The following is a 22,499-nucleotide window of genomic DNA, read 5'->3' as shown; positions in this document are numbered from 1 at the left end:
GCCCCGCGGGGGCGGAGCCCAGACAAGGTCAGCCCAGGTTGCTCCACACCACGCGGCCGTCCGCGACCGCGGCGAGTGCCGAGTCGCACGGGGCGCCCACCGTGAAGGCCTGGTAGAGCTCGACCAGCAGATCCACGACCGAATCCCACATCCGGTGAAGGGGCTGGCCCCCGCCGTACGCCCACACCGAGCCGGCGTCGCGACCGGCGCGGTACGACACCGCGTAGCCGAACCCGCTGCGCTCGGCGAACGGCCACAACCGACCCGCCCACGTCGCGTCACCACCCGGCTCAGACCCGAGGGTGCCGGCCCCCATCGCCTGCTCGAACCTCGCCGCCTGCACGTCGAACCCCTGCGCCGCCGTGAGTGGCTCCGCGAACGGGAACAGCCCCTCTACCGCATCGAGGCCCGTCCTGCGCAGGTGCCACAACATGGTGCGGATCCCGGTGGCGTCGTCGACGCCGCACCTGTCCAGTAGAGCGCCCGACGAACTCGCGGACCACCGGGGATCGTCTGTACACGGTGCGCCGTCGCTGGCGACGACCGGGGCCACCCGAAGGAGCTCCGCGAGGGCGTCGGCCAGTTCGCCGATCTGCTCGTCGAGCACCGCCGAGGCGTCGTCCTGCCCCACCATCGACCGGCGACCACCAGCCGACCGGCCGCCGGTACCCGACGCCGGCGGGTCCGGGTGAGGCTCGGAATCGGGGGCGGTCCGGGACTCCCCCATTGCGGAACTGATGCGCGCGAGAGCGCCGTCGAACTCCTCGCTCCACCCGCCACCGGCGACCCAGTCCTCCTCGGCGGCCGGAGGCACGGTCCGCAGCGGGGCCGGTGGGGGCGGGGACGGCTCGTCGGGGATGGCGGGCAGAAAGCCGGTGACGTCGGCCAACAGGTCCATCCGAGCGCGTCGGCCCTCGTCCATCCGCCTGCGTTCCGAGCGGGTGAACGCCATGACCGGCAGGGTGAGGAGCAGCGCGGCCTGCCGACCGGTGAAACCGAAGCCGAACTTGAGCGCCCGGCGCGCCTCGACCGGCGACTCGGCGTCGCGGATGGCCGCCATCACCCCGTCGAGGTCCTCGCAGGCCCGGAGGATCGCCTCCGCCTCGTCCCAGGACCGCCCGATGTCGTCACCGGGTTCGAACCATCCTCCGACGGCACGCGCAGCGCCCACGACAACCCCCCTTCTCGTCGACGAACCAGACATTCGCCCCCTCAGATCCGCGGGAATCCTACGCCCGCCCGCGCTCCCATGGCGGTTCCAGGACCAGCACTATGCGGAGACCGCCGGAAGCGCCTGCGGCAGGCCGCATGTGACCCATCTCTCCGCGCGCGGGCGGCGCTCTGACCAGTGCCGATGGCGGGACAATCGAACCCTCAGGATTGACCGAGGTCCACGACGGGATCAGTGCGTAGGGTCCGAGGCATGCGCAAAACCCTGATGCTCGAGGAACGTCAGCCGGACGACACCGGCACGGCGCACTCGGACGTCGACACCATGCCTGGCGTCACCCACGCCACCGTCCTCCCGGCGCCACTGACGACGATCATCGCCGTCCTGGCGGGCGGACTGCTCGGCGTCGCCGCGGTCTACGGGGTGGCGTCCAGGCTGGCCGGCTCGCTCACCGCGGTCGCGGCCATCGTCATGGTCTTCGCGGTCACGCTGGCCGGCCCCCGGGTCCACGCGGCGGCCCGCACCGAACTCGGGCGGACGATCGCGGTCACGCTCCAGGCGATCGGGTTCGGCGGCGTCGTCGGCGCGCTGGTCATCGCCGCCTGAACCATCGCCGACTGAGCCATCCCTATCCTGGTCAGCCCCGCCTGAACCGCGCGGACAACTCGTCGACAGCCGCCTCCTCCACCCCCGCGCCCTCCACGAGGTATCGCCGCGCGTCACCGAACTCGCGGGCCAACGCATCCAGGGAGCGGCGGAGGTTGGCCTCCTCGACGCCGATGAGCACCTCTATCGCCTCGAGCTTGTCGGGCATCTCCGCCTGCACGTAGGTACGGATGGAGGAGACGAAGTCCGCGGACATCTCCCGCGTGAGCAGGTAATCCGCGATCACATCCTCCTCCCGGACACCGGCGACCAACTGCACCAGCGCCGAGACCCACCCGGTGCGGTCCTTGCCCGCCGTGCAGTGCACGATCGCCGGGCCGGACGACACGGCCAGGGCGTGGACGGCCCGACCGAACGCCCGCCGCTCGTGATCACCCACCACGAACCGCTCGTATGTCGCGGCCATCTCGCGCCGCGCCTCCTCGGCCCCGGCCAGGCCGGACGCACTGAGGGTCGCCGCCGAGGTGTGCCCGCCCAGCACGTCGATCGGCAGGTACTCGGCCCCGGCGGGGACGACGTCGGGCTGCTTGTCGATCTCGGCGCCGGTGCGCAGGTCGACGACGGTCGAGACGCCGAGTTTCTCGAGCACCGCGAGGTCGTCGTCGCCCACCGCGAGGGTCGTGGACCGGTAGACGAGACCGCGGGCCATCGACCCGGACGGACGGAGTGCGTAGCCCGGGCCGGCCACGTCCCGGAAATTGTGGACGCTGGTGAGTCGGACATCGCTGACGACGAATCCGTCCCGGTCGAGGCCGACCTCGTCGTCGTCGGATCCCCGGACGACACCCTCGTCCACGTCGACGTTCCCGCCGTGTTCGCCGACCATCCCACGCCCCTGTTCGATCCCCGCGCGCCCACGTGGCGCGCCGTCGCCTCGTTCCTACCCGATGCCGGCCGGACACGCCCACCGAGTGGGCCGGTGACCACCGAGGCTGACACCTGTCAATGTTGCTGGCCGTTTCGCCTGTGCGACGGGGCCCGGTCGCCTAGTGTCCGATCTCATGACCACAGCAGCGTTCAATCCCGGGCACGACATGCAGCACGCCACGTTCGGCGAAATCCTCATCGAGCGTTCCACCGACGACCACCCGGGACTGCTGTTCGAGGACTCCGCGTGGACCTGGCGCGAGTTCGTGGCCGAGGCCGCCGTCCGCGCGGAGATCCTGCGCGGCTGGGCGGAGGAGCACCCCGACTCGTACGCGGACCGACCCGACCCCTACAAGCACCTCCACGTGGGCATCCTCCTGGAGAACGTGCCCGAGTACCTGTTCACCCTGTGCGGGGCGGCGCTCGCGGGCGTGACCATCGTCGGCATCAACCCCACCCGGCGCGGCGCCGAACTCGCCTCCGACATCCGGGGCGTGGACTGCGACGTGATCGTCACCGACGCCGACGGCACCGCCCTGCTCGAGGGCCTCGACACCGGCGTCGCCGCGCAGTTCGACATCGACTCCGACAAGTGGCGCGGCCTGCTCGCCGATCACGCCGGCGCCGAGCCCCGACTGCACCCGGAGAGCGCCCGCGACCCCCACACCCTGCTGGCCCTGCTGTTCACCTCCGGCTCGACCGGCGCCCCCAAGGCCGTCATGTGCTCGACCGGCCGCATGGCCATGATGGGCACCATCAACTACCGGGGCCTCGTCCGCGACGACGTGGCCTACAGCGCGATGCCCCTGTTCCACGGCAACGCCCTCTTCGCCGCGTTCGCCCCGTCCGCGTACGTCGGCTGCACCTTCGCGATGCGCCGCAAGTTCTCCGCCTCGGGGTTCCTGCCCGACGTGCTGCGGTTTAACGCCAGCTACTTCAACTACGTCGGCCGGTCACTGTCGTACATCCTCGCCCAGCCCGAGGTGCCCGAGGAGAAGCAGACGCGCCTGCGGGTCGTCTTCGGCACCGAGGCCTCCGTCCACGACCGGACCGAGTTCGAGCGCCGCTTCGGTGTGACCCCGCTCGAGTCGTACGGCAGCAGCGAGGGCGGCGTGGTGATCAGCCACACCGAGGACACCCCGCCCGGCGCGCTCGGCGTGGCCGGCGCCTACATGGACGTCGCGATCCTCGACGCGGATGAGAACGAATGCCCCAGGGCCGAGTTCGATGCCAACGGCGGCCTGGTCAACGCCGGCGAGGCGATCGGCGAGATCTGCAACGTCACCGGCGCAAAGCTGTTCGAGGGTTACTACCGCAACCCCGAGGCCACCGCCGAACGCAACGTCGGCGAGGTCTTCCACACCGGTGACCTGGGCTACCGCGACGCGGACGGGTACTTCTACTTCGCCGGCCGCTCCGGTGACAGGATCCGCGTGGACAGCGAGAACTTCTCCGCCGGGCCCGTCGAGCGCATCCTCGACCGGTTCCCCGGCGTGCTCGTCGTGGCCGTCTACCCGGTCCCGGACCCGCGCACCGGCGACCAGGTCATGGCCGCCATCCAGCTCGAACCCGGCGTGGAGTTCGACGCCGACGCGTTCTCCGAGTTCTGCCGCACCCAGCCCGACATGGGCACCAAGTGGGCGCCGCGGTTCGTGCGCGTCATGACCGAGATGCCGGTCACCGCCACGCGGAAGATCTCCAAGCCCAGCCTGCGACGCGAGTCCTGGATCGAGCCCGGCGAGGTCTACCTGCGTGGCGGCGCGGCGGGCGACGACGACGTCTACCGGCCGCTCACCGACGCCGACCGCGAGGCCCTGCTCACCGAGTACGAGCTCCACGGGCGCCGGCCCGTGGGGGTGTGACGGCGGGTGGCGTGAGGGCTCGGCCGCTGGCCGGGGAGCGCGCTCAGCGCAGGACGCGCAGCTGGAACGGGTAGTTGATCGTCCGCCCCTGGGTCGCACGAACGGTGCCGATGACGTGGCCGATGATCTGCGCGAGGAAGGACACCGCGAGCAGGATGAGGCCGATGGGCAGGCCGATCACCGTGAGGATGAAGATCCAGCCCACGATGCTCATGATCCACAGGCCGAGGTTGAAGTTGAACGACCCGGCGGCGGCCTGGCGGACGAACGGGCTGCGGTCCTTGTAGATCAGCCACATCACGAGCGGGCCGACGAACGACAGCCACCCGGCCGAGAGCGCCATCGCGATGAGGCTGGACGCGTGCGCCAGTGCCGCGGGGGTGCGGTCGTCCGGGCCGACGGCCGGGGGCTGGTTCCCGTACCGGGGGTCGCCGTACCCGCTCTGTCCGAACTGGTGGTCGCCGTACTGGTGGTAGCCGGGCTGCTGGGTCATGCCTCCAGTGTCCTCGCCGGAAGGGATCCGCGCATCGGGGATGTCCCGGGTCTTCGGTCACGCGGATGTCACACGGCGCGCCTACTGTGGCAGCCATGGCCGATCCCATCAGATCCGACGTGCCCGCCACCGCCTCGGGCGTGACCGAGCCGGACGATTCCGAGCGGCTCGACGACGCCGTGCGGCCCCTGCGCGACGACGTGCGTTTCCTCGGAGCCGTGCTCGGCGACACGGTGCGCGACCAGGCGGGCGGGAAGATCTTCGACCTGGTGGAGACCGCCCGGCGCACCGCGTTCGCCGTCCGCCGCTCGGAGGCCGACCGCGACGAGGTGGCGGCCCTGTTCACCGATGTGCCCGCCACCGAGATGATCCCCGTCATCCGGGCGTTCTCCCTGTTCGCGCTGCTGGCCAACGTCGCCGAGGACCTCCACCAGGAGCGCCGTCGCCGCATCCACACCGCTGCGGGCGAGCCGCCGCCGGACGGGGATCTTGAGGCGTCCTGGGCGCGACTGGCCGAGAACGAACCAGAGCCCGCGAGGCTGGAGGCGGTGCGCGCGACGGCCCGGGTGGCGCCCGTACTCACGGCGCACCCCACCGAGACCCGCCGGCGCTCGGTCTTCGAGATCACCCGACGGGTGCTGGACCTCATGCGCCGCCGCGACGCCCTGCGCACGGGGTCGGACGAGGCGGGGCACCGGGACCGCGTCACCGATGCCGAGCTCGAGCAGGTGGAGCAGGACATCCGCCGGCAGGTGCTCACGCTGTGGCAGACGGCGATCATCCGCAGCCAGCGCCCCCGGATCGAAGACGAGGTCCTGGGCGGCCTGCAGTACCACGAGGCCACGCTCATCGACGTGATCCCGCCGCTCAACGCGGAGATCGCCGACCGTCTCGGCTCCGGCGACCGCCCCGTCGTCCGCCCCGGCTCGTGGATCGGCGGGGACCGCGACGGCAACCCGTACGTCACCGGCGACGTGGTGCGCTTCGCCACCGAGCAGGCCGCCGCGCTACTGCACCGCCACTACACGGAGGAGCTGCGGCTGCTCGAGCGGGAGCTGCCCCTCTCGCGGCGGGTCGTGGACGTGCCCACCGGGCTCAGCGACCTCGCGGACTCGCTGGTGGAGACGGACGGGGAGCTCGCCGCCGCGCGCGAGGACGTGCCGTTCCGCCGCGCCGTGCGGGTGGTCCGCCGTCGGCTCGCCGCGCGGGTGAGGTCCTCGTCGTCGTCACCCGGATCGTCGCCGGACGCGATCGGTCACGACGACGACGAGGCCTACACCTCCCCGGCGGAGATGCTGACCGATCTGGATGTCATCGACGCCGCGCTCGGGTCCTGCGGTGGCGAGCTGGCGCGGTCGCCGCGTCTGCGGGACCTGCGGTGGGCGGTACGGACGTTCGGGTTCCACCTGCAGGCGCTCGACATGCGGCAGAACTCGGAGTCGCACGAGGAGGTGCTCACCGAGCTGTTCGCCCTGGCCGGGGTGAGCGAGGACTACTCGGCGCTGGACGAGAACGCCCGTGTGGAGCTGCTGCTGCGCGAGCTCTCGCACGACCGGCCGCTGCTCGGTCCGCGCGCGGAACTGTCGGAGCTGGCGGCCAAGGAACTCGGGGTGATGCGGGCGGCCGCCGCGGCCGTGGACCTGCTCGGCCCGGAGGTGGTGCCGCACTACATCGTGTCCATGTGCGGGACGGTCTCCGACCTGCTCGAGCCGGCGGTGCTGCTGCGCGAGGTCGGATTGTTCTCGGGTGACCCGGCCGAGCCGCGCTCGAGCGTGCGGCTGATCCCGCTGCTGGAGACGATCGACGACCTGGCGGCGGGGCCGGACATCCTCGACGCTGCGCTCGCGATCCCGCAGTTCCGGGCGCTGGTCCGGGCGCAGGGCGACGTGCTGGAGGTGATGCTCGGGTACTCGGACTCCAACAAGGACGGCGGCTATCTGGCCGCCAACTGGGCGCTCTACCAGGCTGAACGCGACCTCGCCGAGGCGGCGACCCGGGCGGGCGTGCACCTGCGCTACTTCCACGGCCGCGGTGGCGCCGTCGGACGGGGCGGCGGTAACTCCTACGAGGCGATCCTGGCCCAGCCTCCGGGCGCGGTGCAGGGCGCGCTGCGGATCACCGAGCAGGGCGAGGTCATCTCGGCCAAGTACTCCGAGCCGCGGCGGGCCCGCCGCAACCTCGAGGCGCTGGTGGCGGCGACCCTGGAGGCCTCGTTGCTCGACGTCGAGGGGCTGGGCGACCGGGCCGGCGAGGCGTACGGGGTGATGGCCGAGCTCGCGCGGCTCGGGCGGGCGGCGTACGCGTCGCTCGTGCACGACGACCCGGGGTTCATCGAGTACTTCACCACCTCCACCCCGGTCGCGGAGATCGGGGAACTCAACATCGGGTCCAGGCCGTCCTCCCGCAAGCAGACGTCGAGCGTCGAGGATCTGCGGGCGATCCCGTGGGTGCTGTCGTGGTCGCAGTCGAGGGTGATGTTGCCGGGCTGGTTCGGCGTGGGCACCGCACTGCGGCAGTGGGTCGACGCCGAGGGCGAGGCGGCGGCCGGGGAGAGACTGGCCACGCTCCGACGGCTGAACGACGACTGGCCGTTCCTGCGCACGACCCTGTCCAACATGGCGCAGGTGATGGCCAAGGCGGACATGGGCCTGGCCGGCCGCTACGCCGAACTCGTCCCGGACGCCGAGGTGGGTCGGCGGATCCACGGGGTGCTCACCGACGAGTTCGACCTGACCCGCGAGATGCTGCTGGAGATCACGGGGCAGGAAACGCTGTTGGACGACAACCCGGCGCTGGCCCGCTCGGTGCGCAACCGCTTCCCCTACCTCGAACCGCTCAACGTGCTGCAGGTCGAGCTGCTGCGCCGCTACCGCGCCGGGGACTCCGACCCGGCGGTGCGAACCGGCATCCAGCTGACCATGAACGGCCTGGCCACGGCCCTGCGCAACTCGGGGTGACCCTCGACGTGCCGGCTAGCGCAGCTGGCGTTGGGTGAGCGGGATGAGCAGCGCGCACACCACCGCCAGCCCGGCGATCCACGGCACCGGACCGCCGGCGCGCGAGAGCTCGGCGAGCACGTACGGCGTGGCCATCCCGAGGTAGGCCAGGACGTAGAACACGGCCACGAGCCCGGCGTGGTCCCGCGGTCCGGACTGCAGCTCGACCTCGACCAGCCCCGCCACCAGCAGCGTGGCGTATCCCACGCCGAGCAGGACCGCGACGGGCAGCAGCCACAGGGCCCGGCCGGGGAGTGCGGGCGATGCGGCCAGCAGCGCCCCGGCGGCCATCCCGAGCGAGGCGGCGGCGAGTCCCATGACCGGCGGCCGGGATGGTGGTGACGCGGCCGCGATCCTGCGGACGGCGGGTTGGACCAGCACCCCGGCGCCGAGCGTGACGCCCACCATGACGCCGGCGTACAGGGTGGGCCGGCCGAAGGCGTCCCCGCCCAGCAGGTCGGCGAGCACCGCGAACGACATGCTGGCGCAGCCGAACACCAGCGGGGCCCACGGCGCGACCCCGAGGAGGAACCGGCGGGTGCCGGCCGTGGCGGGGATGAGCGGGGCGACCTCGGGCCCGTCGTGTGGCTCGTACGGGTCCGCGGCGCCCCACGCCGCGACCAGCGCGATCGTGCCGAGGATCAGATGCGGAAGGTACGCCGAGAACAGCGGGGCGGGGGCGAACTCCCCGACCATGCCCGCCGCCAGGCCGCTGAGTCCGAACCCGCCGGTCAGCGCGATGGCCGCGCGCCGCGCACCGGTGCCGGGTGGCCCACCGGCGGAGAGCTCGCGGACCCAGGCGCTGCCGGCCCCGAACGCTGCCCCGGATGCCAGCCCGGCGAGGAACCGACCCAGGTACAGCCACAGAGAATCCTGCGGCCCCAGCAGCATGAACAGCGTCGCCAGCAACGAGAGGACCAGGACGGGCCGCATGAGCACACGGCGGCCGTTGCGGTCGGACCACCGGCCGGCCACCAGCAGGGTGGGCAGGAGGCCGACGATGTAGACGCTGAAGATCGCGGTGACGCTGGACTGCGACAGTCCCAGCTCGGCGCGGTACAGATGCAGCAGCGGGGCGAACTGGTTGGCGCCCCAGCCCACCGCGAACACCGCGAGGGCCACGCGCACCCAGCTGCGACGGTCCACCTGAGAATCCATGGAGCAGAACCTAGCCCGCGTGCGCCCTACGCGAGCGCGGTGACCACGAACGCCACCCCCACCACCACGAACAGTGTGCTGGCCACGACATCGACCCACGGCAGCAGCCGTCCGACCCGCTCGTTGACCACTCGGTGCGAGGCCACCAGCGCGAGACCGGCGAACCAGGCGAGCGCGACCCCAATCATCCCGGCGACCAGGGCCACCGACCACGCCGGCGAGACCTCCTCGCGCAGGAACGGGGTGAGCACCGCGCCGAAGAACACCAGGGCCTTGGGGTTGGCGAGGTTGGTGACCAAGCCGCGGGTGAAGTCCGCCCGCGGCACCAGATCCGCTACGCCGATTTGGGATCCGCTATCCGAATCCGGGTAGCGGATCCCGATTCCGAGTAGCGGATCCGAGGGCGGGGCGGTGGTGGCGGGTGCGGCGGTGGTGGGCTCGGCGGTGGCCGAGGGCGGGGTGGCCCCGCGCGAGCGCCACCAGCCGCGCAGGCCGAGCACGCCCAGGGTCGCCAGTAGCAGTCCGCCGGCGACCTGGAGACCCGTCATGACCTGCGGGTACACGCGCACGAGGGTCGCGACTCCGGCGAACGCGGCCGCGAGCCACACCGTCAGGCCGGTGACGATCCCCAGCGCGGTGGCGAGACCCTGACGCCGTCCGGCGAGGGCACGTTGGAGGACGACGACGACGTCGGGCCCCGGCGAGACCACCGCGATCGCCCAGACACCGAACAGGCCGAGGAGCTGCGCCGCGGTCACGCCGCCGATTCCATCTCGAGGAGCCGCTGCTTGGCCGCGAGCCCGCCCCGGTAGCCGCCGAGCCCGCCGTCCGAGCGCAGGATCCGGTGACACGGCCACACCAGCGGCAGCGGATTGGTCGCGCAGGCCGTGCCCACCGCGCGGACGGCGCCGGGCCGGTCGAGGTCGGCGGCGATCTCGCGGTAGGTCGCGGTCCGCCCGTAGCCGACCCTGGCCAGATGCTGTTGGACCTCACCACGGAACCCGCGGGCGAGGCGGGTGTCGAGGGGCAGGTCGAACTCGCGGCGGCGGCCGTCGAGGTACTGGTCGATCTGGGCCGCGGCCGCGTCGAGCACCGGCGACCCCGAAGGCGCGCCGAGGATCCGGGGTCCGACGCGGTCGGCCAACATCTCGAGGACCACCCCGGAATCCTCCACCTCGAACGCCACGTACACCAACCCGGCCGGGGACGCGGCCAACAGCAGCCCACCGATCGGCGAGTCGACGGTGCGGTACGCCACGTCGACGAGGCCCTCGCACTCGGCGTCGCGGGCCAGGCGCTCCCGCAGTCGGGTCGTGTCCGCGGGGGCGGACCGCAGGATCGACGCCACGTCGACCTCCGTGATCTCCGGATCGGGCGCTGCCGGGTCGTCCGCTGCCGGATCGTGCATCGGGTCGGTCATGACATCTCCTCCGTGGGACGGTGCGGTTCGAGAGCACGGCGCGGTTCGAGGGGACGGTGCGGGTCGAGGTGACTGTGCGGTCCGAGCGTCGTGCGCAGGCGGGCGATCCCGTCCGCGGCCGCGCGCCGGGCCGCCGCCTCGGTGCCGCCGGCGAGTCCGGCGATCTCGGCATAGCGGAGCCCGCCCAGATACCGGTAGGCCACACAGATGCGCTGCCGGGTGGGCAGGGCGGCGACCGCATCCCAGACCCGCGGATCGCCGGCCTCGTCGTCGTCGACCCCCGTCGCTCCCCGCGCGCCCCCGGGACGTGGTGTGCGGGCGTCGAGAACGGCGACGTCGTCGGCGGCCCCGCTCGGTGCGGCCTCCCGGACCGAACGCCGCACCACGTCCACCGCCCGGCGGTGCGCGACCCGGACGAGCCAGGCCTCGACGTCGGTGTCGTCGGGCAGCCCGGGCCACGCCCTCAGTGCCGAGAGGAACGTCTCGGACCAGGCGTCGTCGGCGTCGGGGCCCGGGCCGAGCACCGCGCGGCACACCCGCAGCACGGTGGGACCGTGGCGGTCCACCGCGGCGTCGAACGCTGCCCTCATGTGTGTCGATCCTGCCCTCGTCGAAGCTGCCGGGTGCGGGCGCCCCGGAGACGGTGCGCGCGATGGTCACCGGGTAGTCGCGCGGCGCGCCGGTTTCGTGAGGCGCAGCGGTTCCCCTCGCTGAGTCCGGGACGCATACTGGTCTGACCGTCACGCCCCGGGGGGTCTGAAATGCTCGGTTCCCGCACGCCCTCACGCCCGGCCGGCCGCCGCCCGGCGCGCCGCACGCGCCGCGCGAGACTGGCCGGCGCGCTCGCCGCGCTCGTGCTGGCGATCCCCGTCGCCACCGGGGCGGGCCCGGTGCCGGACCGGGTCGCGGACCGGGTCACGCCGGCGGCCCGGGCGCAGGTCCAGCTCGGCCCGCTCGGCGACTACCTGCGCGACCTCGACCCCACCGGCGAGCTGGGGCCGTACGTCACCGAGGCCCTGAACGGGATCAACGGGCCGATCGGCGATCCCGGTCCGCCCGCCGCCGCGGCCGCGCCCGTGACCTGCCGACCCACCGTGGCGCATCCGCGGCCGGTGATCCTCGTCCACGGGACCTTCGACAACGGGGCCGACACGATGCCGCGCCTCGGCGACCCGCTACGCCGGCAGGGCTTCTGCGTGATCGCCCCGACCCTCGGCGCCTACGCGGGCAACCCGGCGCGCGGCGGGCTCGACTCGATCGTCGCCGCATCGGGACCGCAACTGGCCGGGGTGATCGACCACGTGCGCGCGGTGACCGGGGCCGAGCAGGTGGACCTGGTCGGTTACTCGCAGGGCGCCGCGATCGCCGGGTACACCACCAAGGTGCTCCGGCCGGGCGCGGTGAACCGCGTGGTCTCCGTGGGCGGGTACTGGGGCGCCGACAACAGCGGCCTCATCCCGCACCAGCTGCCGCGCGAGGTCGCGGCCCTGGGCCTGTGGGCCGCGAACCTGCGGGGACTGGCCGAACTGTCCCCGGGCAGCCCGCTGATCGCCGCCTGGTACGGGCTCGACCGCACCCCGTTCCTGCCCGGCGTCGGCTACACGCTCATCGCCACGCGCGGCGACCACCTGCTCCCGCCCGAGCGCAGCTTCGTCCCCGGTCCGGGCGTGCGGTGGGTCGTGCCCGAGGACGCGTGCGGGGGCCGACCGAACTCGCACGGGGGGATGGCCGTCGACGCGCGCACGCACGCGATCGTCGCCGGGGCCCTCGGCGGCGCCGGGGGGTGCTGAGCGGCCGGGCCCAGCGGCGTCAGCGCAGCTCGCGGGAGTGGTGCTGGTAGAGCTCGTAGGCGTCACGCAGCCCGAGGCCGGGGTGGGCGACCCGCAGGCGGCGCACCGCGTCGATCTCCCCGGAGGAACCGCGCATCGCCGCGGCGATCTGCTCGGGGCGGATCGACGCCGCGATCCGGCGGGAGCGTTCCTCGTTGCGCCCGCCGAGCCACCAGCGGTGCGCCGCGGCGCCGAACAGCATGACCGCCAGCGCGAGCCACAACAGCACGTCCAACATCGCGGCCCGGCCGGAGAGCACCTGCGTCGCCACCACCACGAGCGCACCGAGCCCGCCGAGCACGGTGGCCGCGACGTACGCCACCGCCGCCCGGCTGCGTGACCGCGCCACGTGGTCGATGGCCGACTCCGCCCGGTCCGCGATCCAGTTCGACGGGTGGGGAGAGGTCACGCGCGGCCCCCCTCGTCGTCAGACTCCCGGCCGTCCGCGAGGAGTCGCTCCACCCGCTCCACCTTGCCGCGCAGCTCCCCCGACCGGCCGGGCCGCAGGTCCGCCTTGAGCACCAGGCTCACGCGCGGTGCCACGGCCAGCACGGCGTCCGTGGCGGCGCGGATGACGGGCACGACCTCGTCCCACTCGCCCTCGATGGTGGTGAACATCGAGGTGGTCTCGTACGGCAGGCCGGAGTCGCGGACCACGCGGACCGCTTCCGCGACCGCGCGACTCATGGATGCCGAGTCGTCCGCGGTGGACGTGGGGGCGACGGAGAACGCGAACAGCATGGCATCACCGTAATCCCGCCGGGCCCCGTCGTGCAGATCGGCGGGCCCCGGCGATACCTGGGTCACAGACCCACGTCACACGCCACCGTCACACCCTCGAGACCGTCTGCGGCACACCCGCGGTGTACCCGGCCTCGGCGAGCAACTCCCGCACGCGCGGGATGACCTTGCGGCCGTAGAGGTCGATGGAGGTCATGAGGTCGTCGTGCGGGGTCGGGCCGCTGGCGTACTTGAGGTCGAAGCGGTCCAGGCCCAGCGTGCGGACGGTGGTGGCGATCTTCTGCGCGACCGTCTCGGGGGACCCGACGTACATGGCGCCCGATCGGACCTCGCGGTGGAAGTCGGCTTCGGTCGCGTCGCCCCAGCCGCGCTCGCGGCCGATCTGGTTGCGGTTGACCAGCCAGTGGCGCGCGGACAGCTCGGCGGCCCGGGCGTCGGTCTCGGCGACGAACCCGGGCGAGTGCACGGCGATCGGCAGGCGCGGCGCGGCCGCTCCCCCACCGGCCGTTCCCCCACCGGCCGACCCGGCGCCCGCGAACTGGGCATTGGCCTCGCGATACAGGTCGGCGAAGGGCGCGAACCGGCCGGCGGGGCCGCCGATGATCGCGAGCATGAGCGGCATCCGGTAGCGGGCCGCGCGCACCACGGATTCCGGGCTGCCGCCGACGGCGATCCACGCGTTCAGCCCGTGCTCGGTCTTGGGGTAGACGTGCTGGTCGACCAGCGGCGGACGCAGCCCACCGGACCACGTCACCGGCCCCTCGGGCAGCAGCGCGGCGAACAGGTCGAGCTTCTCGCTGAACAGCTGCTCGTACCGGGCGAGATCGAGGCCGAACAGCGGGAACGACTCGGTGAACGACCCACGGCCCAGCACGACCTCGGCCCGCCCGTTCGACAGGGCGTCGATGGTGGCGAAGCGCTGGAAGACGCGGATGGGGTCATCACTCGAGAGGACCGTGACCGCCGAGCCCAGCGTGATGCGCTCGGTGCGGGTGGCGATGCCGGCCAGCAGGACGTCCGGGGCGGAGACGGCGAAGTCGGGGCGGTGGTGCTCGCCGATGCCGAACGCGTCGACCCCCACCTGGTCGGCCAGGACGGCCTGCTCCACGACGTCGCGCAGGACCTGCGCGTGGTGGACGGGCCGACCGCCGCGGTCGACGGTGACGTCGCCGAAGGTGTCGAGACCGAAGGCGACATCCTGGGTGGAGGGGTCACCGTGGGTGGCGTCGTGGGTGGAGGGCGACGACGACGAGGTGGGCGTCGCGGGGTCGTGTGCGGAGGCTGACGAGTTCATGCGGTCATCATAGTTGATCCGTCATCTACATGGCGGGGTGTGCCGCCCGGGCGCGGGAGGCGCGGACGTACCGGGCGATCATCCGGTCCATCACCCCGGGCGCGAGTCGCTGCAGCCGCCACGTGGCCCGGGCGCGGGCGGGCTCGATCACGAGAGCACGGTTGCGGGCGACGCCGTCGAGCACGCTCGCCGCCAGCCGGTCCGGGTCCAGCGGACGCCGCACCCCCTGGCCGTCGAGGTAGAAGTGCCGACCGTCGAAGCCGTCGAGTTCACCCTTGTCGAGGATCGCGGTGTCCACGGCCGCCGGGCACACCACGGTCACGCCGACCCCGTGACCGGCGGCCTCGGCGCGCAGGGACAGCCCGAGCCCGACGACCGCGTGCTTGGTCATCGCGTAGCTGGTGATGAGCCCCGCCGGGCACAACCCGCCCATCGACGCGGTGAGCACGATCGCCCCGGCCCCGCGGTCGATCATGTGCGGGTACGCGGCGTGCACGCAGTGGACCACCCCACGGACGTTGACGTCGATGATCGCGTTCCACTGCTTCAGGGTGAGCTTGTCGGTGTCGCCACCCCAGGTGATGCCGGCGTTGGCGAACATCAGGTCCAGCCCGCCCCGGGTGGAGACCACCTCCTCGACGAGGGCGGCCACCGCGGCGGCATCGGTGACGTCGAGGTGCGCCGGTTCGGCACTCCCCGCCCCTGCCGACCCGGCGCCGGGGCCGGACCTCGTCGTCGTCACCTCCTCGGCGACCCGACGCGCGGCGGCGAGGTCGATGTCCGCCACCACCACGTGCGCACCGGCCGCCACGAGGGCGCGGCAGAGGGCCGCGCCGATCCCGGACCCGCCGCCGGTGACGACGGCCGACGCCCCGGCCAGCCGCGGGCCGCGGAGGGCGGTCACCGACCTGGGCGCGGTCACGAGAAAGCCCTGGTCGCCAGCCCGAGCACGTCCGGGTAGCGGCGCAGCTGGGCGCCACCGTCGATCGCCAGGTCCTCCCCCGTCATCCAGTCCGCTGCGGCGAGGTGGAGCACGGCGCTTGCGACGTCCTCGGCTGTCCCCCGGTGGGCGATCGCGGAGTTCTCGGCGTACTCCTCGGCCAGGCCGGGGATCTGCAGGACGGGCTCGGTGAGCGGGGTGACGAGGAAGCCCGGCGAGACGGTGTTGACCCGCACCCCGCGCTCGCCCAGCTCGAGGGCCGCGACCTGGGCGAGCATCACCAGGCCCGCCTTGGCGGCACAGTAGGCCGCCATCCCCCGGCCGGGCTGCCGCGCGTTGAGGGAGGCGATCGCGACCATGGACCCGCCGTCCCGGACCGCCCGGCCGCCGTGCTTGAACACCAGGAACGCGCCGGTCAGACACACATCGACGACCCGGCGGAACTCCGCGGCGTCGTGGTCCGTCACCAGGCCCAGCGTGCTGACGCCGGCGGTCGTGACCACCAGATCCGGGGCGGTCCCGGCGAACAGCGCCTCGACCGCCGCCTCGTCGGTCACGTCGACGGCGCACGCCCGGTGCGCCGGGCCGAGTTCGGCGGCGCGGGCGGCGGCCGCCTCGGCGTCGAGGTCCCCGATCGTGACCTGCCACCCCCCGGCGGCGAGAGCGCGGGCGGTGGCCCACCCGATCCCCGACGCCCCGCCCACCACGACGGCGGAGCGGCCGCGGGCGGCCACTTCGGAACCGTCCGAGGAACTGTCGCGGTCAGGGGTGGGGACGTGTGTGCGATCCGGGTCCACGGGGCCTCCAGTAGGGTTGACGGCCGGCCTCGACGGGGTGGTCCGCCGGGCCGGAGGAAGCTGTTGACGACCGTCAACACGGGCCATAGTGTGATCCGCGCCATAGCTTTCTTGTCGGCGAGTCTGCCTCGCCGAGGGATCCGCCGAAGGGGTTCGCATGACATCGACCTGCACAATCGCCGTGATCGGCGCGGGCATCAGCGGCCTGACGACGCTGAAGATGCTCCGCGACTACGGGATTGACGCGGTGTGCTTCGAGGCGTCGGACCGGATCGGCGGGAACTGGGCGTTCGACAACCCCAACGGCAACTCGAGTGCCTACCGCTCGCTGCACATCGACACGTCCAAGCACCAGCTGAGCTTCCGGGACTTCCCGATGCCGGAGGAGTTCCCGGACTTCCCCCACCACAGCCAGATCAAGCAGTACCTGGACGACTACGCCGAGGCGTTCGGCCTGCTGCCGGCGATCGAGTTCGAGACGCGGGTCGAGCATGCCGAGCGCCTGCCGGACGGCGGGTGGGAACTGACCACGTCGCGCACCGGGTCGGCCGCACAGGCCGGGGCCGGCGGCACGGGCGGGTCCGGCGAGACCGAGACGCTCCACTTCGACGGGCTCGTGGTGGGCAACGGGCACCACTGGGACCCGCGCTTCGCCGATTTCCCCGGCGAGTTCACCGGGGAGATGATCCACTCCCACGCCTACGTCGACCCGTGGGATCCGCTGCACCTCATGGACAAGAAGATCCTCGTGGTGGGCCTCGGCAACAGCGCCGCGGACATCGTGGTGGAACTGTCGTCCAAGGTCATGCGCAACGAGGTGACGCTGTCCACCCGGTCGGGTGCGTGGATCGTGCCCAAGTACATCGCCGGCAAGCCGGCCGACAAGTACTTCGCGACCTTCCCCTACATCCCGTACTCCTGGCAGCGCAAGGCCATCCAGGCGATGCAGCCGATGTCGGCCGGCCGGCCGGAGGAGTACGGCCTGCCGACCCCCAACCACAAGTTCTTCGAGGCCCACCCCACGCAGTCCGTCGAACTGCCGCTGCGGCTGGGGTCCGGGGACGTCGTCGCCAAGGGGGACATCGCCCGACTGGACGGCCGGATCGTGCACTTCGAGGACGGGACCAGCGGCGAGTTCGACGTGATCATCCAGGCCACCGGGTACAACACCACGTTCCCGTTCTTCGACCGGGAGTTCCTCAGCGCCGACGCCCACAACCACGTCCCGCTCTACAAGCGGATGTTCACCCCGGGCATCGAGGACCTCGCCTTTGTCGGCTTCGCCCAGTCCACCCCGACCCTGTTCCCGTTCGTCGAGGCGCAGGCCCGCCTGGTGGCGGCGTGGGCGGCCGGGCTGTACCGCACCCCGCCGGTGGCGGAGATGGAGCGGGTGATCGTGGAGGACGAGAAGAAGTACATCGGCCACATGCTCGACACACCCCGCCACCAGCAGCAGGTCGACTACTTCCTCTACGAACGCGACCTGCGCACCCGGGAGATCCCCCACGGCCTCGAGCGCGCCCGCGAGCGCGGCGCCGCCCTCCGTGCCCGGGTGACGGCATGACGCCGGCCGCCCCCTCGGCGACCACCTCCCCGCGCGGCGACCGGCGCCGCGAGGCCCTGCTCGCCGCGCTCGACGACCGGCTGCGCACCACGGCACTGGACGACATCTCGGTGGCCGACCTCACCGTCTCCGCGGGGATCACCAGGTCCGCGTTCTACTTCTACTTCGACTCCAAGGCTGCCGCCGTGGGCGTCCTGCTCGCCGCCGTGCAGGACGAGGCCCTGGCCGCGGTCGAGACGATCGTGGGCGGCGAGGGAGACTTCCGCACGCGCGTGGCCGGGGCCCTCGAGAAGCTCACCGATCGCGTGTTGGAGAACGCCCACATCTACCGGGCCCTGCTCACCGCCCGCAGCAAGCACGAACAGACCCGCGCGCTGTGGAACGAGGGTCGCCGGACGCTGGCCGCCCCGATCGCCGAGTTCCTGCGCACCGAGCGGCTGGCCGGTCGGGCGCCGGACGGCGTGGATCCCGAGGCACTCGCGGTGGGGCTGATCCACATCAACGAGACCGTGCTCGAGCAGCTGGCCTACGACACCGACGGCCCCCGCGAGCCGCTGCTCACCGTCGCCACCGACATGTGGGTCCGCTCGGTGTACGGCCGACCCGACCCCGCGGTGGACGCCGCGGCAGACCCAGGGAGAACCGCATGACCAGCCCCGTCGACATCGTCTTCCGGTCCGGATCGGGGCCGGACGCCGCCGAGTGTCGCGGCTGGTTCCTGCCCGCCGCCGGCGGGGCGGAGAGCGCCGGTGACGCCGCCCGGGCCAGCGAGGCGGGCAGCCCCTGCGTGGTGCTGGCCCACGGGCTGGGCGGTACCGCGGACTCCGGCCTCATGCCGTTCGCGGAGGCGTTCGCGGCCGCCGGGTACGCCGCGCTCGCCTTCGATTACCGAGGCTTCGGGCGCTCCGACGGCCAGCCCCGCCAGGTCGTCTCCCCCGCCCGCCAGCAGGACGACTACCGGGCCGCCATCGCCGCCGCGGCCGCCCAACCCGGCGTCGACCCGACGCGCATCGTGCTGTGGGGCTGCTCCCTCGCGGGCGGTCACGTCCTGGAGGTGGCCCGGGGCCGCGACGACATCGCGGCCGTCATCTCCATGATCCCCCTGGTCGACGGGCGGGCCGCCGCACTGGCCGCGGCCCGCCAGCACACGCCCGCCTCGCTCCTGCGGGCGACGGGGACCGCGATCGCCGCCAAGGCCGTGGCGGCGACGGGACGCCCCGAACCGCTGCTCCCCTTGGTCGGCCCGCCCGGGTCGGCCGCACTGTTGTCCCTGGACGGGTACGAGGAGGCCTACACCTCGGTCGCCGGGCCGACCTGGCGGAACGAGGTGGGCGCCTCCATCGGCACCGAGCTGGGCTCGTTCCGGCCCGGCCGGCACGCGGAAGACCTCGTCGTCGTCCCCGTGCTGGTCCAGATCGCCGACCTCGACCGCAGCGCCCCACCGCACGCCGCCGCGACGGCCGCCTTCGCCGCGCGCGCCGAGGTCCGGCACTACCCGGGCGACCACTTCGACCTCTTCGCCGGCCGGCCGTGCCACGACCGGGCCGTCGAGCACGCGCTGCACTTCCTCGAGAGGCACGTGGGCTGACCTGCGGCGACACGTGCGTCGGCGGTGTCGGCGCACGGTCCCACGGGCGACTTTCCCGGGGTTGTTGACATGTCATAGAGGTCGGCCTATATTGGGTGACACAACAGTTAACTGCTTGGCCCCGCCGGCCGGGCAACCCCACCCGAAGGAGTCACCATGACCGCCAACCTCACCGACCTCACGGGCACCTGGACCCTCGACGACACCCACACCCGCCTGGGCTTCGTCACCCGCCACGCGATGATCACCAAGGTCCGCGGCTCGTTCAACGACTTCACGGGCACCGTCACCGTGCCCGCCGAGGGCATCGAGGGCGCCACCGCCCAGGTCACCATCAACGCCTCCTCGATCGACACCCGCAACGCCGATCGCGACGGCCACCTCAAGTCCAACGACTTCTTCGACATGGAGACGTACCCGGAGATCACGTTCACCTCCACGAAGATCGCCGCCAACGGCTCGGGCGGCGTGGACGTGACCGGCGACCTCACCATTAAGGGCACCACCAAGTCCGTGACCATCCCGTTCGAGTACGAGGGCACCGCCACCGACCCGTTCGGCAACCAGCGCGCCGGCTTCGAGGGCACCACGGTGATCAACCGCAGCGACTTCGACCTCACCTGGAACGCGACGCTCGAGACCGGCGGCGTGCTGGTCTCCGAGAAGGTCACCCTGGAGATCGAGGTCTCGGCGATCAAGAGCGCCTGACCACTCGCTCGCCACGGCTGGCGGCCCCGCCACCGCCCGGCCCCGCCCCACATAGTGCACGCTCGCCCCGGCAATTGCCGGGGCGAGCGTTCCGTCTCTGGGGCGGGGCCGGGACCGGACCGGGCGGGGCAGGGCCGGGGCTGGGCGCGCCGGGCAGAGCCGGGGCCGGAGACCCTAGGAGACGACGGCGAGGACCGCGGTGTGAGAACCGTCCGCGTCCTGCCAGGTCGCGCTGAGCGTGCCCGGCGAGCCGATGAGCGGGCGGTCGGCCTCCGCGTCGTTCTCCTCGGACACGATCCGGATGACGTGCAGAACCGCGTCGGAGCCCTGGGTGATCCCGTCGCCACCGCCGCGGATGTTGACCGGCGACGGCGTGATCGTGCCGTCCTCGACCTGCAGATGGTCGGCCGCGGCGTCGCGGTGGCTGATCACCCGGCGGACCTCGGCGACGTAGACCGGATCAGCGGAGGCGTCGTAGACCCAGCGGCGGCCGAGTACCGAGTGCTCCATCTCGCCGACCAGCGCGTCACCGGAGTCGTCGAGCTCGGACCCGCGGTAGGTCACGGGCACGTGGAAGGTGCGGGCACCGTCGGTGAGGAGGAACGACTCCATCCCGACCTCGCCGGCGGGATCGACGAACCGGTAGGCGGTCACCTGCTCGAGGCCCTCCGGGTCGCCGTCGAACCACTCCTGGTGGCGGACCCAGGCCCGGAGCAGGTCCAACTTGCCCGGGTCGAGGACGGCGTCATAGATCTCGGCGGTTCCACTCATGCGCTAAGACTCCCCGAATTCGCCCGGTCCGGCAAACGCGAACCGGGGCTGATGGGTGTATGAAGAAGAATTCGCGGGAGCGTCGTTCCCGCTGCGTAAGTGGGCAGACCACCCGACCGCGCCGACCGTACCGTGATGCGGATCACAGCCAGTCCGCGGGGGTGGCCGTTACGGTTACCGCCGTATCGCCGGGGAGATCCCCCCGGATCCCGATGGAAAGGTGTGACCCCCATGAAGAAGACCATCGCCGTGATCGGTTCCGCTGCCGCCCTGTCGTTCGCCGGTGCCGGCCTCGCCGCCGCCCAGAGCGACCTGCCCGGACTCGACGGGTCCGAGGGCATTCCCGGTTCCAGCGAGGTCGAGGGCGTCGAGGGCGTCGAGAACGCGGAGGAGGTGTCCGCCGTGGCCCAGCAGCTCTGCGGCACCATCTCCGCCTACGACTTCCTCGGCTCCGTGGGCGGCTTCGCCCAGGGCCTGGCGGGCGAGGACTGTGAGGCCAACGCCGACGCGGCGATCGCCGCAGCGTCGTCCGGCGACATCTCCGGTGCGATCGACATCCTCCGCGGAATCGAAGCCGACGTCCCGGTCGAAGACGGCGAAAACGACGACGATGAAACCATCGTCGACCCGGTTGACGACTGATCCGACCCCGGCGCCCACCACAGCGCCCACCCGGCCCCGGCTCCCTTTCAAGGGGGTCGGGGCCGAGTCGTGTCCTACGGCTGGTCTACCGGCTCGTCCACTGCGGTGACCAGCGCGCTCAGCGTCTCGGGGTCGATGTGCCCCGGCTGCGTCTCGGTCATGAACTCCACGATGATCCGCTCGACGGCCGCCGGGTCCTCGACGTGCGGGTAGTGGCCGGTCCGCTCGACGATCGCCAGGCGACTACCGGGGATCGCCTCGTGGGTGGCGTGCCCGTGGGACATGGGGATGATCGGGTCGCGGTCGCCCCAGATCAACTGGAACGGCAACTGCCCGGCCAGGTGCAGTCGGTTGGCCGCCGACACCGCCTGACCGCGGTTGTCCACGACCGCGCGCAGCGTCTTGAAGAACGTCCTGCGGTGACCGGGTCTACTGAGCGAGTCGTACGACATCCAGGACTCGGTGATCGCGTCGGCCCGGATGCCCAGGCCGGAGAAGAAGCGCCCCACCGAGTTCCCGGCGTTCACGAAGACCGGGGCGGCGCCGATCGTCAGCAGGAGTTCAGCGCCGGGGACGGCCAGCATCCGGAGGATCCAGTTGACCTCCTTGCCCAGGCCGCCGCTGCCGATCAGGACGATCCGCTCGCAGTACTCGGGGTATTGGTAGACGAACTGCATGGCGACGCCGCCGCCGAGCGATTGCCCGATGACCGTGCATCGCTTGATGCCCTTGACCACCAGCAGGTCGCGCAGGGCGGAGGCCATCGCGCCGAGCGAGTAGTCGTCGAAGTCGAGTGAACTCTCCCCGTGACCGGGCAGGTCCGGGGCGATGACGTGGAAGTGGGCGTCCAGGCGCGGGATGAGTTCGCGCCAGGTGGTCGAGCTGCCGGCCATGCCGTGGATGAGCAGGATCGTCGGCTTGCCCTCGCCGGCACCCGCCTCGCGGTAGGCCAGCTCTCGTCCGTGAAGTGTCGCGGTCTGCATAGTGATTCC

At 72.5% G+C, this 22,499-nt stretch carries 23 protein-coding genes; 9 read left to right on the top strand and 14 right to left on the bottom strand.

The window, feature by feature from the left end; all coding sequences use genetic code 11:
- Positions 1-28: 28 nt before the first annotated feature.
- A complete protein-coding gene (locus AC3DEV_RS12100; protein ID WP_488372268.1) occupies positions 29-1,171 on the bottom strand; it encodes a DNA gyrase subunit A in 1,143 nt (380 codons plus the stop codon).
- Positions 1,172-1,423: 252 nt separating this feature from the next.
- Here AC3DEV_RS12100 and AC3DEV_RS12095 point away from each other — a divergent pair, with 252 nt between their 5' ends.
- Positions 1,424-1,777: a hypothetical protein gene (locus tag AC3DEV_RS12095; RefSeq protein ID WP_488372267.1), complete on the top strand. Its 354-nt coding sequence runs from the start codon at positions 1,424-1,426 to the stop codon at positions 1,775-1,777.
- A 31-nt stretch (positions 1,778-1,808) separates the two neighbouring features.
- On the opposite strand, the gene AC3DEV_RS12090 is transcribed toward AC3DEV_RS12095, so the two are convergent.
- On the bottom strand, positions 1,809-2,663 hold the full coding sequence (locus tag AC3DEV_RS12090) for a tyrosine-protein phosphatase (protein ID WP_163375208.1): 855 nt from the start codon (positions 2,661-2,663) through the stop codon (positions 1,809-1,811).
- A 175-nt stretch (positions 2,664-2,838) separates the two neighbouring features.
- Here AC3DEV_RS12090 and AC3DEV_RS12085 point away from each other — a divergent pair, with 175 nt between their 5' ends.
- Positions 2,839-4,566, top strand: coding sequence for an AMP-binding protein (locus AC3DEV_RS12085; RefSeq protein WP_488372266.1), 1,728 nt, complete (start codon positions 2,839-2,841; stop codon positions 4,564-4,566).
- A gap of 43 nt (positions 4,567-4,609) precedes the next feature.
- Here the strand turns inward: AC3DEV_RS12085 and AC3DEV_RS12080 are convergent, their stop codons facing one another.
- Positions 4,610-5,059, bottom strand: coding sequence for a DUF4870 domain-containing protein (locus AC3DEV_RS12080; protein WP_132062302.1), 450 nt, complete (start codon positions 5,057-5,059; stop codon positions 4,610-4,612).
- Between the two features lie 95 nt (positions 5,060-5,154).
- On the opposite strand from AC3DEV_RS12080, the gene ppc reads away from it, so the two are divergent.
- A complete protein-coding gene (ppc, locus tag AC3DEV_RS12075) occupies positions 5,155-8,016 on the top strand; it encodes a phosphoenolpyruvate carboxylase (RefSeq protein WP_488372265.1) in 2,862 nt (953 codons plus the stop codon).
- Positions 8,017-8,031: 15 nt separating this feature from the next.
- Here the strand turns inward: ppc and AC3DEV_RS12070 are convergent, their stop codons facing one another.
- Genes AC3DEV_RS12070 through AC3DEV_RS12055 form a run of 4 tightly spaced genes read right to left on the bottom strand, consistent with a single transcriptional unit; the run spans position 8,032 to position 11,223 of the window.
- Entirely contained in the window at positions 8,032-9,213 is a 1,182-nt protein-coding gene (locus tag AC3DEV_RS12070; RefSeq protein ID WP_313314311.1) for an MFS transporter, read from the bottom strand.
- A gap of 26 nt (positions 9,214-9,239) precedes the next feature.
- Positions 9,240-9,971 carry a LysE family translocator gene (locus tag AC3DEV_RS12065; protein WP_488372264.1) on the bottom strand — a complete coding sequence of 244 codons (732 nt, stop codon included), beginning with the start codon at positions 9,969-9,971 and terminating at the stop codon, positions 9,240-9,242.
- Positions 9,968-10,633 carry a methylated-DNA--[protein]-cysteine S-methyltransferase gene (locus tag AC3DEV_RS12060; protein WP_488372263.1) on the bottom strand — a complete coding sequence of 222 codons (666 nt, stop codon included), beginning with the start codon at positions 10,631-10,633 and terminating at the stop codon, positions 9,968-9,970. The genes AC3DEV_RS12065 and AC3DEV_RS12060 overlap by 4 nt, the downstream gene beginning before the upstream one ends.
- Positions 10,630-11,223 carry an RNA polymerase sigma factor gene (locus AC3DEV_RS12055; RefSeq protein WP_488372262.1) on the bottom strand — a complete coding sequence of 198 codons (594 nt, stop codon included), beginning with the start codon at positions 11,221-11,223 and terminating at the stop codon, positions 10,630-10,632. The genes AC3DEV_RS12060 and AC3DEV_RS12055 overlap by 4 nt, the downstream gene beginning before the upstream one ends.
- 171 nt (positions 11,224-11,394) lie before the next feature.
- Here AC3DEV_RS12055 and AC3DEV_RS12050 point away from each other — a divergent pair, with 171 nt between their 5' ends.
- On the top strand, positions 11,395-12,423 hold the full coding sequence (locus AC3DEV_RS12050; RefSeq protein WP_488372261.1) for an esterase/lipase family protein: 1,029 nt from the start codon (positions 11,395-11,397) through the stop codon (positions 12,421-12,423).
- A 19-nt stretch (positions 12,424-12,442) separates the two neighbouring features.
- Here the strand turns inward: AC3DEV_RS12050 and AC3DEV_RS12045 are convergent, their stop codons facing one another.
- From AC3DEV_RS12045 to AC3DEV_RS12025, 5 genes are all read right to left on the bottom strand, one after another.
- A complete protein-coding gene (locus tag AC3DEV_RS12045) occupies positions 12,443-12,871 on the bottom strand; it encodes a hypothetical protein (RefSeq protein WP_488372260.1) in 429 nt (142 codons plus the stop codon).
- Positions 12,868-13,203: a thiamine-binding protein gene (locus AC3DEV_RS12040; protein ID WP_488372259.1), complete on the bottom strand. Its 336-nt coding sequence runs from the start codon at positions 13,201-13,203 to the stop codon at positions 12,868-12,870. The genes AC3DEV_RS12045 and AC3DEV_RS12040 overlap by 4 nt, the downstream gene beginning before the upstream one ends.
- 88 nt (positions 13,204-13,291) lie before the next feature.
- The gene (locus AC3DEV_RS12035; protein WP_488372258.1) at positions 13,292-14,497 is read right to left on the bottom strand and encodes an LLM class flavin-dependent oxidoreductase; all 1,206 of its coding nucleotides are present in this window, start codon (positions 14,495-14,497) and stop codon (positions 13,292-13,294) included.
- A 25-nt stretch (positions 14,498-14,522) separates the two neighbouring features.
- Positions 14,523-15,419 carry an SDR family NAD(P)-dependent oxidoreductase gene (locus AC3DEV_RS12030; protein ID WP_268092948.1) on the bottom strand — a complete coding sequence of 299 codons (897 nt, stop codon included), beginning with the start codon at positions 15,417-15,419 and terminating at the stop codon, positions 14,523-14,525.
- Entirely contained in the window at positions 15,416-16,171 is a 756-nt protein-coding gene (locus tag AC3DEV_RS12025; protein WP_488372313.1) for an SDR family NAD(P)-dependent oxidoreductase, read from the bottom strand. The genes AC3DEV_RS12030 and AC3DEV_RS12025 overlap by 4 nt, the downstream gene beginning before the upstream one ends.
- Before the next feature lie 220 nt (positions 16,172-16,391).
- Between AC3DEV_RS12025 and AC3DEV_RS12020 the strand changes: the two genes are divergently transcribed.
- From AC3DEV_RS12020 to AC3DEV_RS12005, 4 genes are all read left to right on the top strand, one after another.
- Positions 16,392-17,798, top strand: coding sequence for a flavin-containing monooxygenase (locus tag AC3DEV_RS12020; protein WP_488372257.1), 1,407 nt, complete (start codon positions 16,392-16,394; stop codon positions 17,796-17,798).
- Complete coding sequence (locus AC3DEV_RS12015; RefSeq protein WP_488372256.1) at positions 17,795-18,448, top strand: TetR/AcrR family transcriptional regulator; 654 nt, start codon at positions 17,795-17,797, stop codon at positions 18,446-18,448. Before AC3DEV_RS12020 ends, AC3DEV_RS12015 begins: the two co-directional genes overlap by 4 nt.
- Positions 18,445-19,386, top strand: coding sequence for an alpha/beta hydrolase (locus tag AC3DEV_RS12010; RefSeq protein WP_488372255.1), 942 nt, complete (start codon positions 18,445-18,447; stop codon positions 19,384-19,386). The genes AC3DEV_RS12015 and AC3DEV_RS12010 overlap by 4 nt, the downstream gene beginning before the upstream one ends.
- A gap of 156 nt (positions 19,387-19,542) precedes the next feature.
- Positions 19,543-20,094 carry a YceI family protein gene (locus tag AC3DEV_RS12005; protein ID WP_488372254.1) on the top strand — a complete coding sequence of 184 codons (552 nt, stop codon included), beginning with the start codon at positions 19,543-19,545 and terminating at the stop codon, positions 20,092-20,094.
- 174 nt (positions 20,095-20,268) lie between these two features.
- Here AC3DEV_RS12005 and AC3DEV_RS12000 read toward each other — a convergent pair whose 3' ends face one another.
- Positions 20,269-20,865 carry a maltokinase N-terminal cap-like domain-containing protein gene (locus AC3DEV_RS12000; RefSeq protein ID WP_488372253.1) on the bottom strand — a complete coding sequence of 199 codons (597 nt, stop codon included), beginning with the start codon at positions 20,863-20,865 and terminating at the stop codon, positions 20,269-20,271.
- Positions 20,866-21,096: 231 nt separating this feature from the next.
- Between AC3DEV_RS12000 and AC3DEV_RS11995 the strand changes: the two genes are divergently transcribed.
- The gene (locus AC3DEV_RS11995) at positions 21,097-21,507 is read left to right on the top strand and encodes a hypothetical protein (RefSeq protein ID WP_472985558.1); all 411 of its coding nucleotides are present in this window, start codon (positions 21,097-21,099) and stop codon (positions 21,505-21,507) included.
- A 74-nt stretch (positions 21,508-21,581) separates the two neighbouring features.
- On the opposite strand, the gene AC3DEV_RS11990 is transcribed toward AC3DEV_RS11995, so the two are convergent.
- Positions 21,582-22,490, bottom strand: a complete 909-nt coding sequence (locus AC3DEV_RS11990; protein WP_488372252.1) for an alpha/beta fold hydrolase — start codon at positions 22,488-22,490, stop codon at positions 21,582-21,584.
- Positions 22,491-22,499: the final 9 nt, after the last annotated feature.

The organism is Dietzia sp. IBK-p2-15D (assembly GCF_057773105.1).
The sequence above is the reverse complement of the archived record's forward strand: the minus strand, read 5'-3'. Positions and strand labels throughout refer to the sequence as shown.

Bases quoted from the DNA above. Each gene is read 5' to 3' on its own strand.
- AC3DEV_RS12095 (WP_488372267.1), top strand. From the start codon at position 1,424: ATGCGCAAAACCCTGATGCTCGAGGAACGTCAGCCGGACGACACCGGC.
- AC3DEV_RS12090 (WP_163375208.1), bottom strand. From the start codon at position 2,663: ATGGTCGGCGAACACGGCGGGAACGTCGACGTGGACGAGGGTGTCGTC.
- AC3DEV_RS12085 (WP_488372266.1), top strand. From the start codon at position 2,839: ATGACCACAGCAGCGTTCAATCCCGGGCACGACATGCAGCACGCCACG.
- AC3DEV_RS12080 (WP_132062302.1), bottom strand. From the start codon at position 5,059: ATGACCCAGCAGCCCGGCTACCACCAGTACGGCGACCACCAGTTCGGA.
- ppc (WP_488372265.1), top strand. From the start codon at position 5,155: ATGGCCGATCCCATCAGATCCGACGTGCCCGCCACCGCCTCGGGCGTG.
- AC3DEV_RS12070 (WP_313314311.1), bottom strand. From the start codon at position 9,213: ATGGATTCTCAGGTGGACCGTCGCAGCTGGGTGCGCGTGGCCCTCGCG.
- AC3DEV_RS12060 (WP_488372263.1), bottom strand. From the start codon at position 10,633: ATGACCGACCCGATGCACGATCCGGCAGCGGACGACCCGGCAGCGCCC.
- AC3DEV_RS12055 (WP_488372262.1), bottom strand. From the start codon at position 11,223: ATGAGGGCAGCGTTCGACGCCGCGGTGGACCGCCACGGTCCCACCGTG.
- AC3DEV_RS12050 (WP_488372261.1), top strand. From the start codon at position 11,395: ATGCTCGGTTCCCGCACGCCCTCACGCCCGGCCGGCCGCCGCCCGGCG.
- AC3DEV_RS12040 (WP_488372259.1), bottom strand. From the start codon at position 13,203: ATGCTGTTCGCGTTCTCCGTCGCCCCCACGTCCACCGCGGACGACTCG.
- AC3DEV_RS12035 (WP_488372258.1), bottom strand. From the start codon at position 14,497: ATGAACTCGTCAGCCTCCGCACACGACCCCGCGACGCCCACCTCGTCG.
- AC3DEV_RS12020 (WP_488372257.1), top strand. From the start codon at position 16,392: ATGACATCGACCTGCACAATCGCCGTGATCGGCGCGGGCATCAGCGGC.
- AC3DEV_RS12015 (WP_488372256.1), top strand. From the start codon at position 17,795: ATGACGCCGGCCGCCCCCTCGGCGACCACCTCCCCGCGCGGCGACCGG.
- AC3DEV_RS12010 (WP_488372255.1), top strand. From the start codon at position 18,445: ATGACCAGCCCCGTCGACATCGTCTTCCGGTCCGGATCGGGGCCGGAC.
- AC3DEV_RS12005 (WP_488372254.1), top strand. From the start codon at position 19,543: ATGACCGCCAACCTCACCGACCTCACGGGCACCTGGACCCTCGACGAC.
- AC3DEV_RS12000 (WP_488372253.1), bottom strand. From the start codon at position 20,865: ATGAGTGGAACCGCCGAGATCTATGACGCCGTCCTCGACCCGGGCAAG.
- AC3DEV_RS11995 (WP_472985558.1), top strand. From the start codon at position 21,097: ATGAAGAAGACCATCGCCGTGATCGGTTCCGCTGCCGCCCTGTCGTTC.
- AC3DEV_RS11990 (WP_488372252.1), bottom strand. From the start codon at position 22,490: ATGCAGACCGCGACACTTCACGGACGAGAGCTGGCCTACCGCGAGGCG.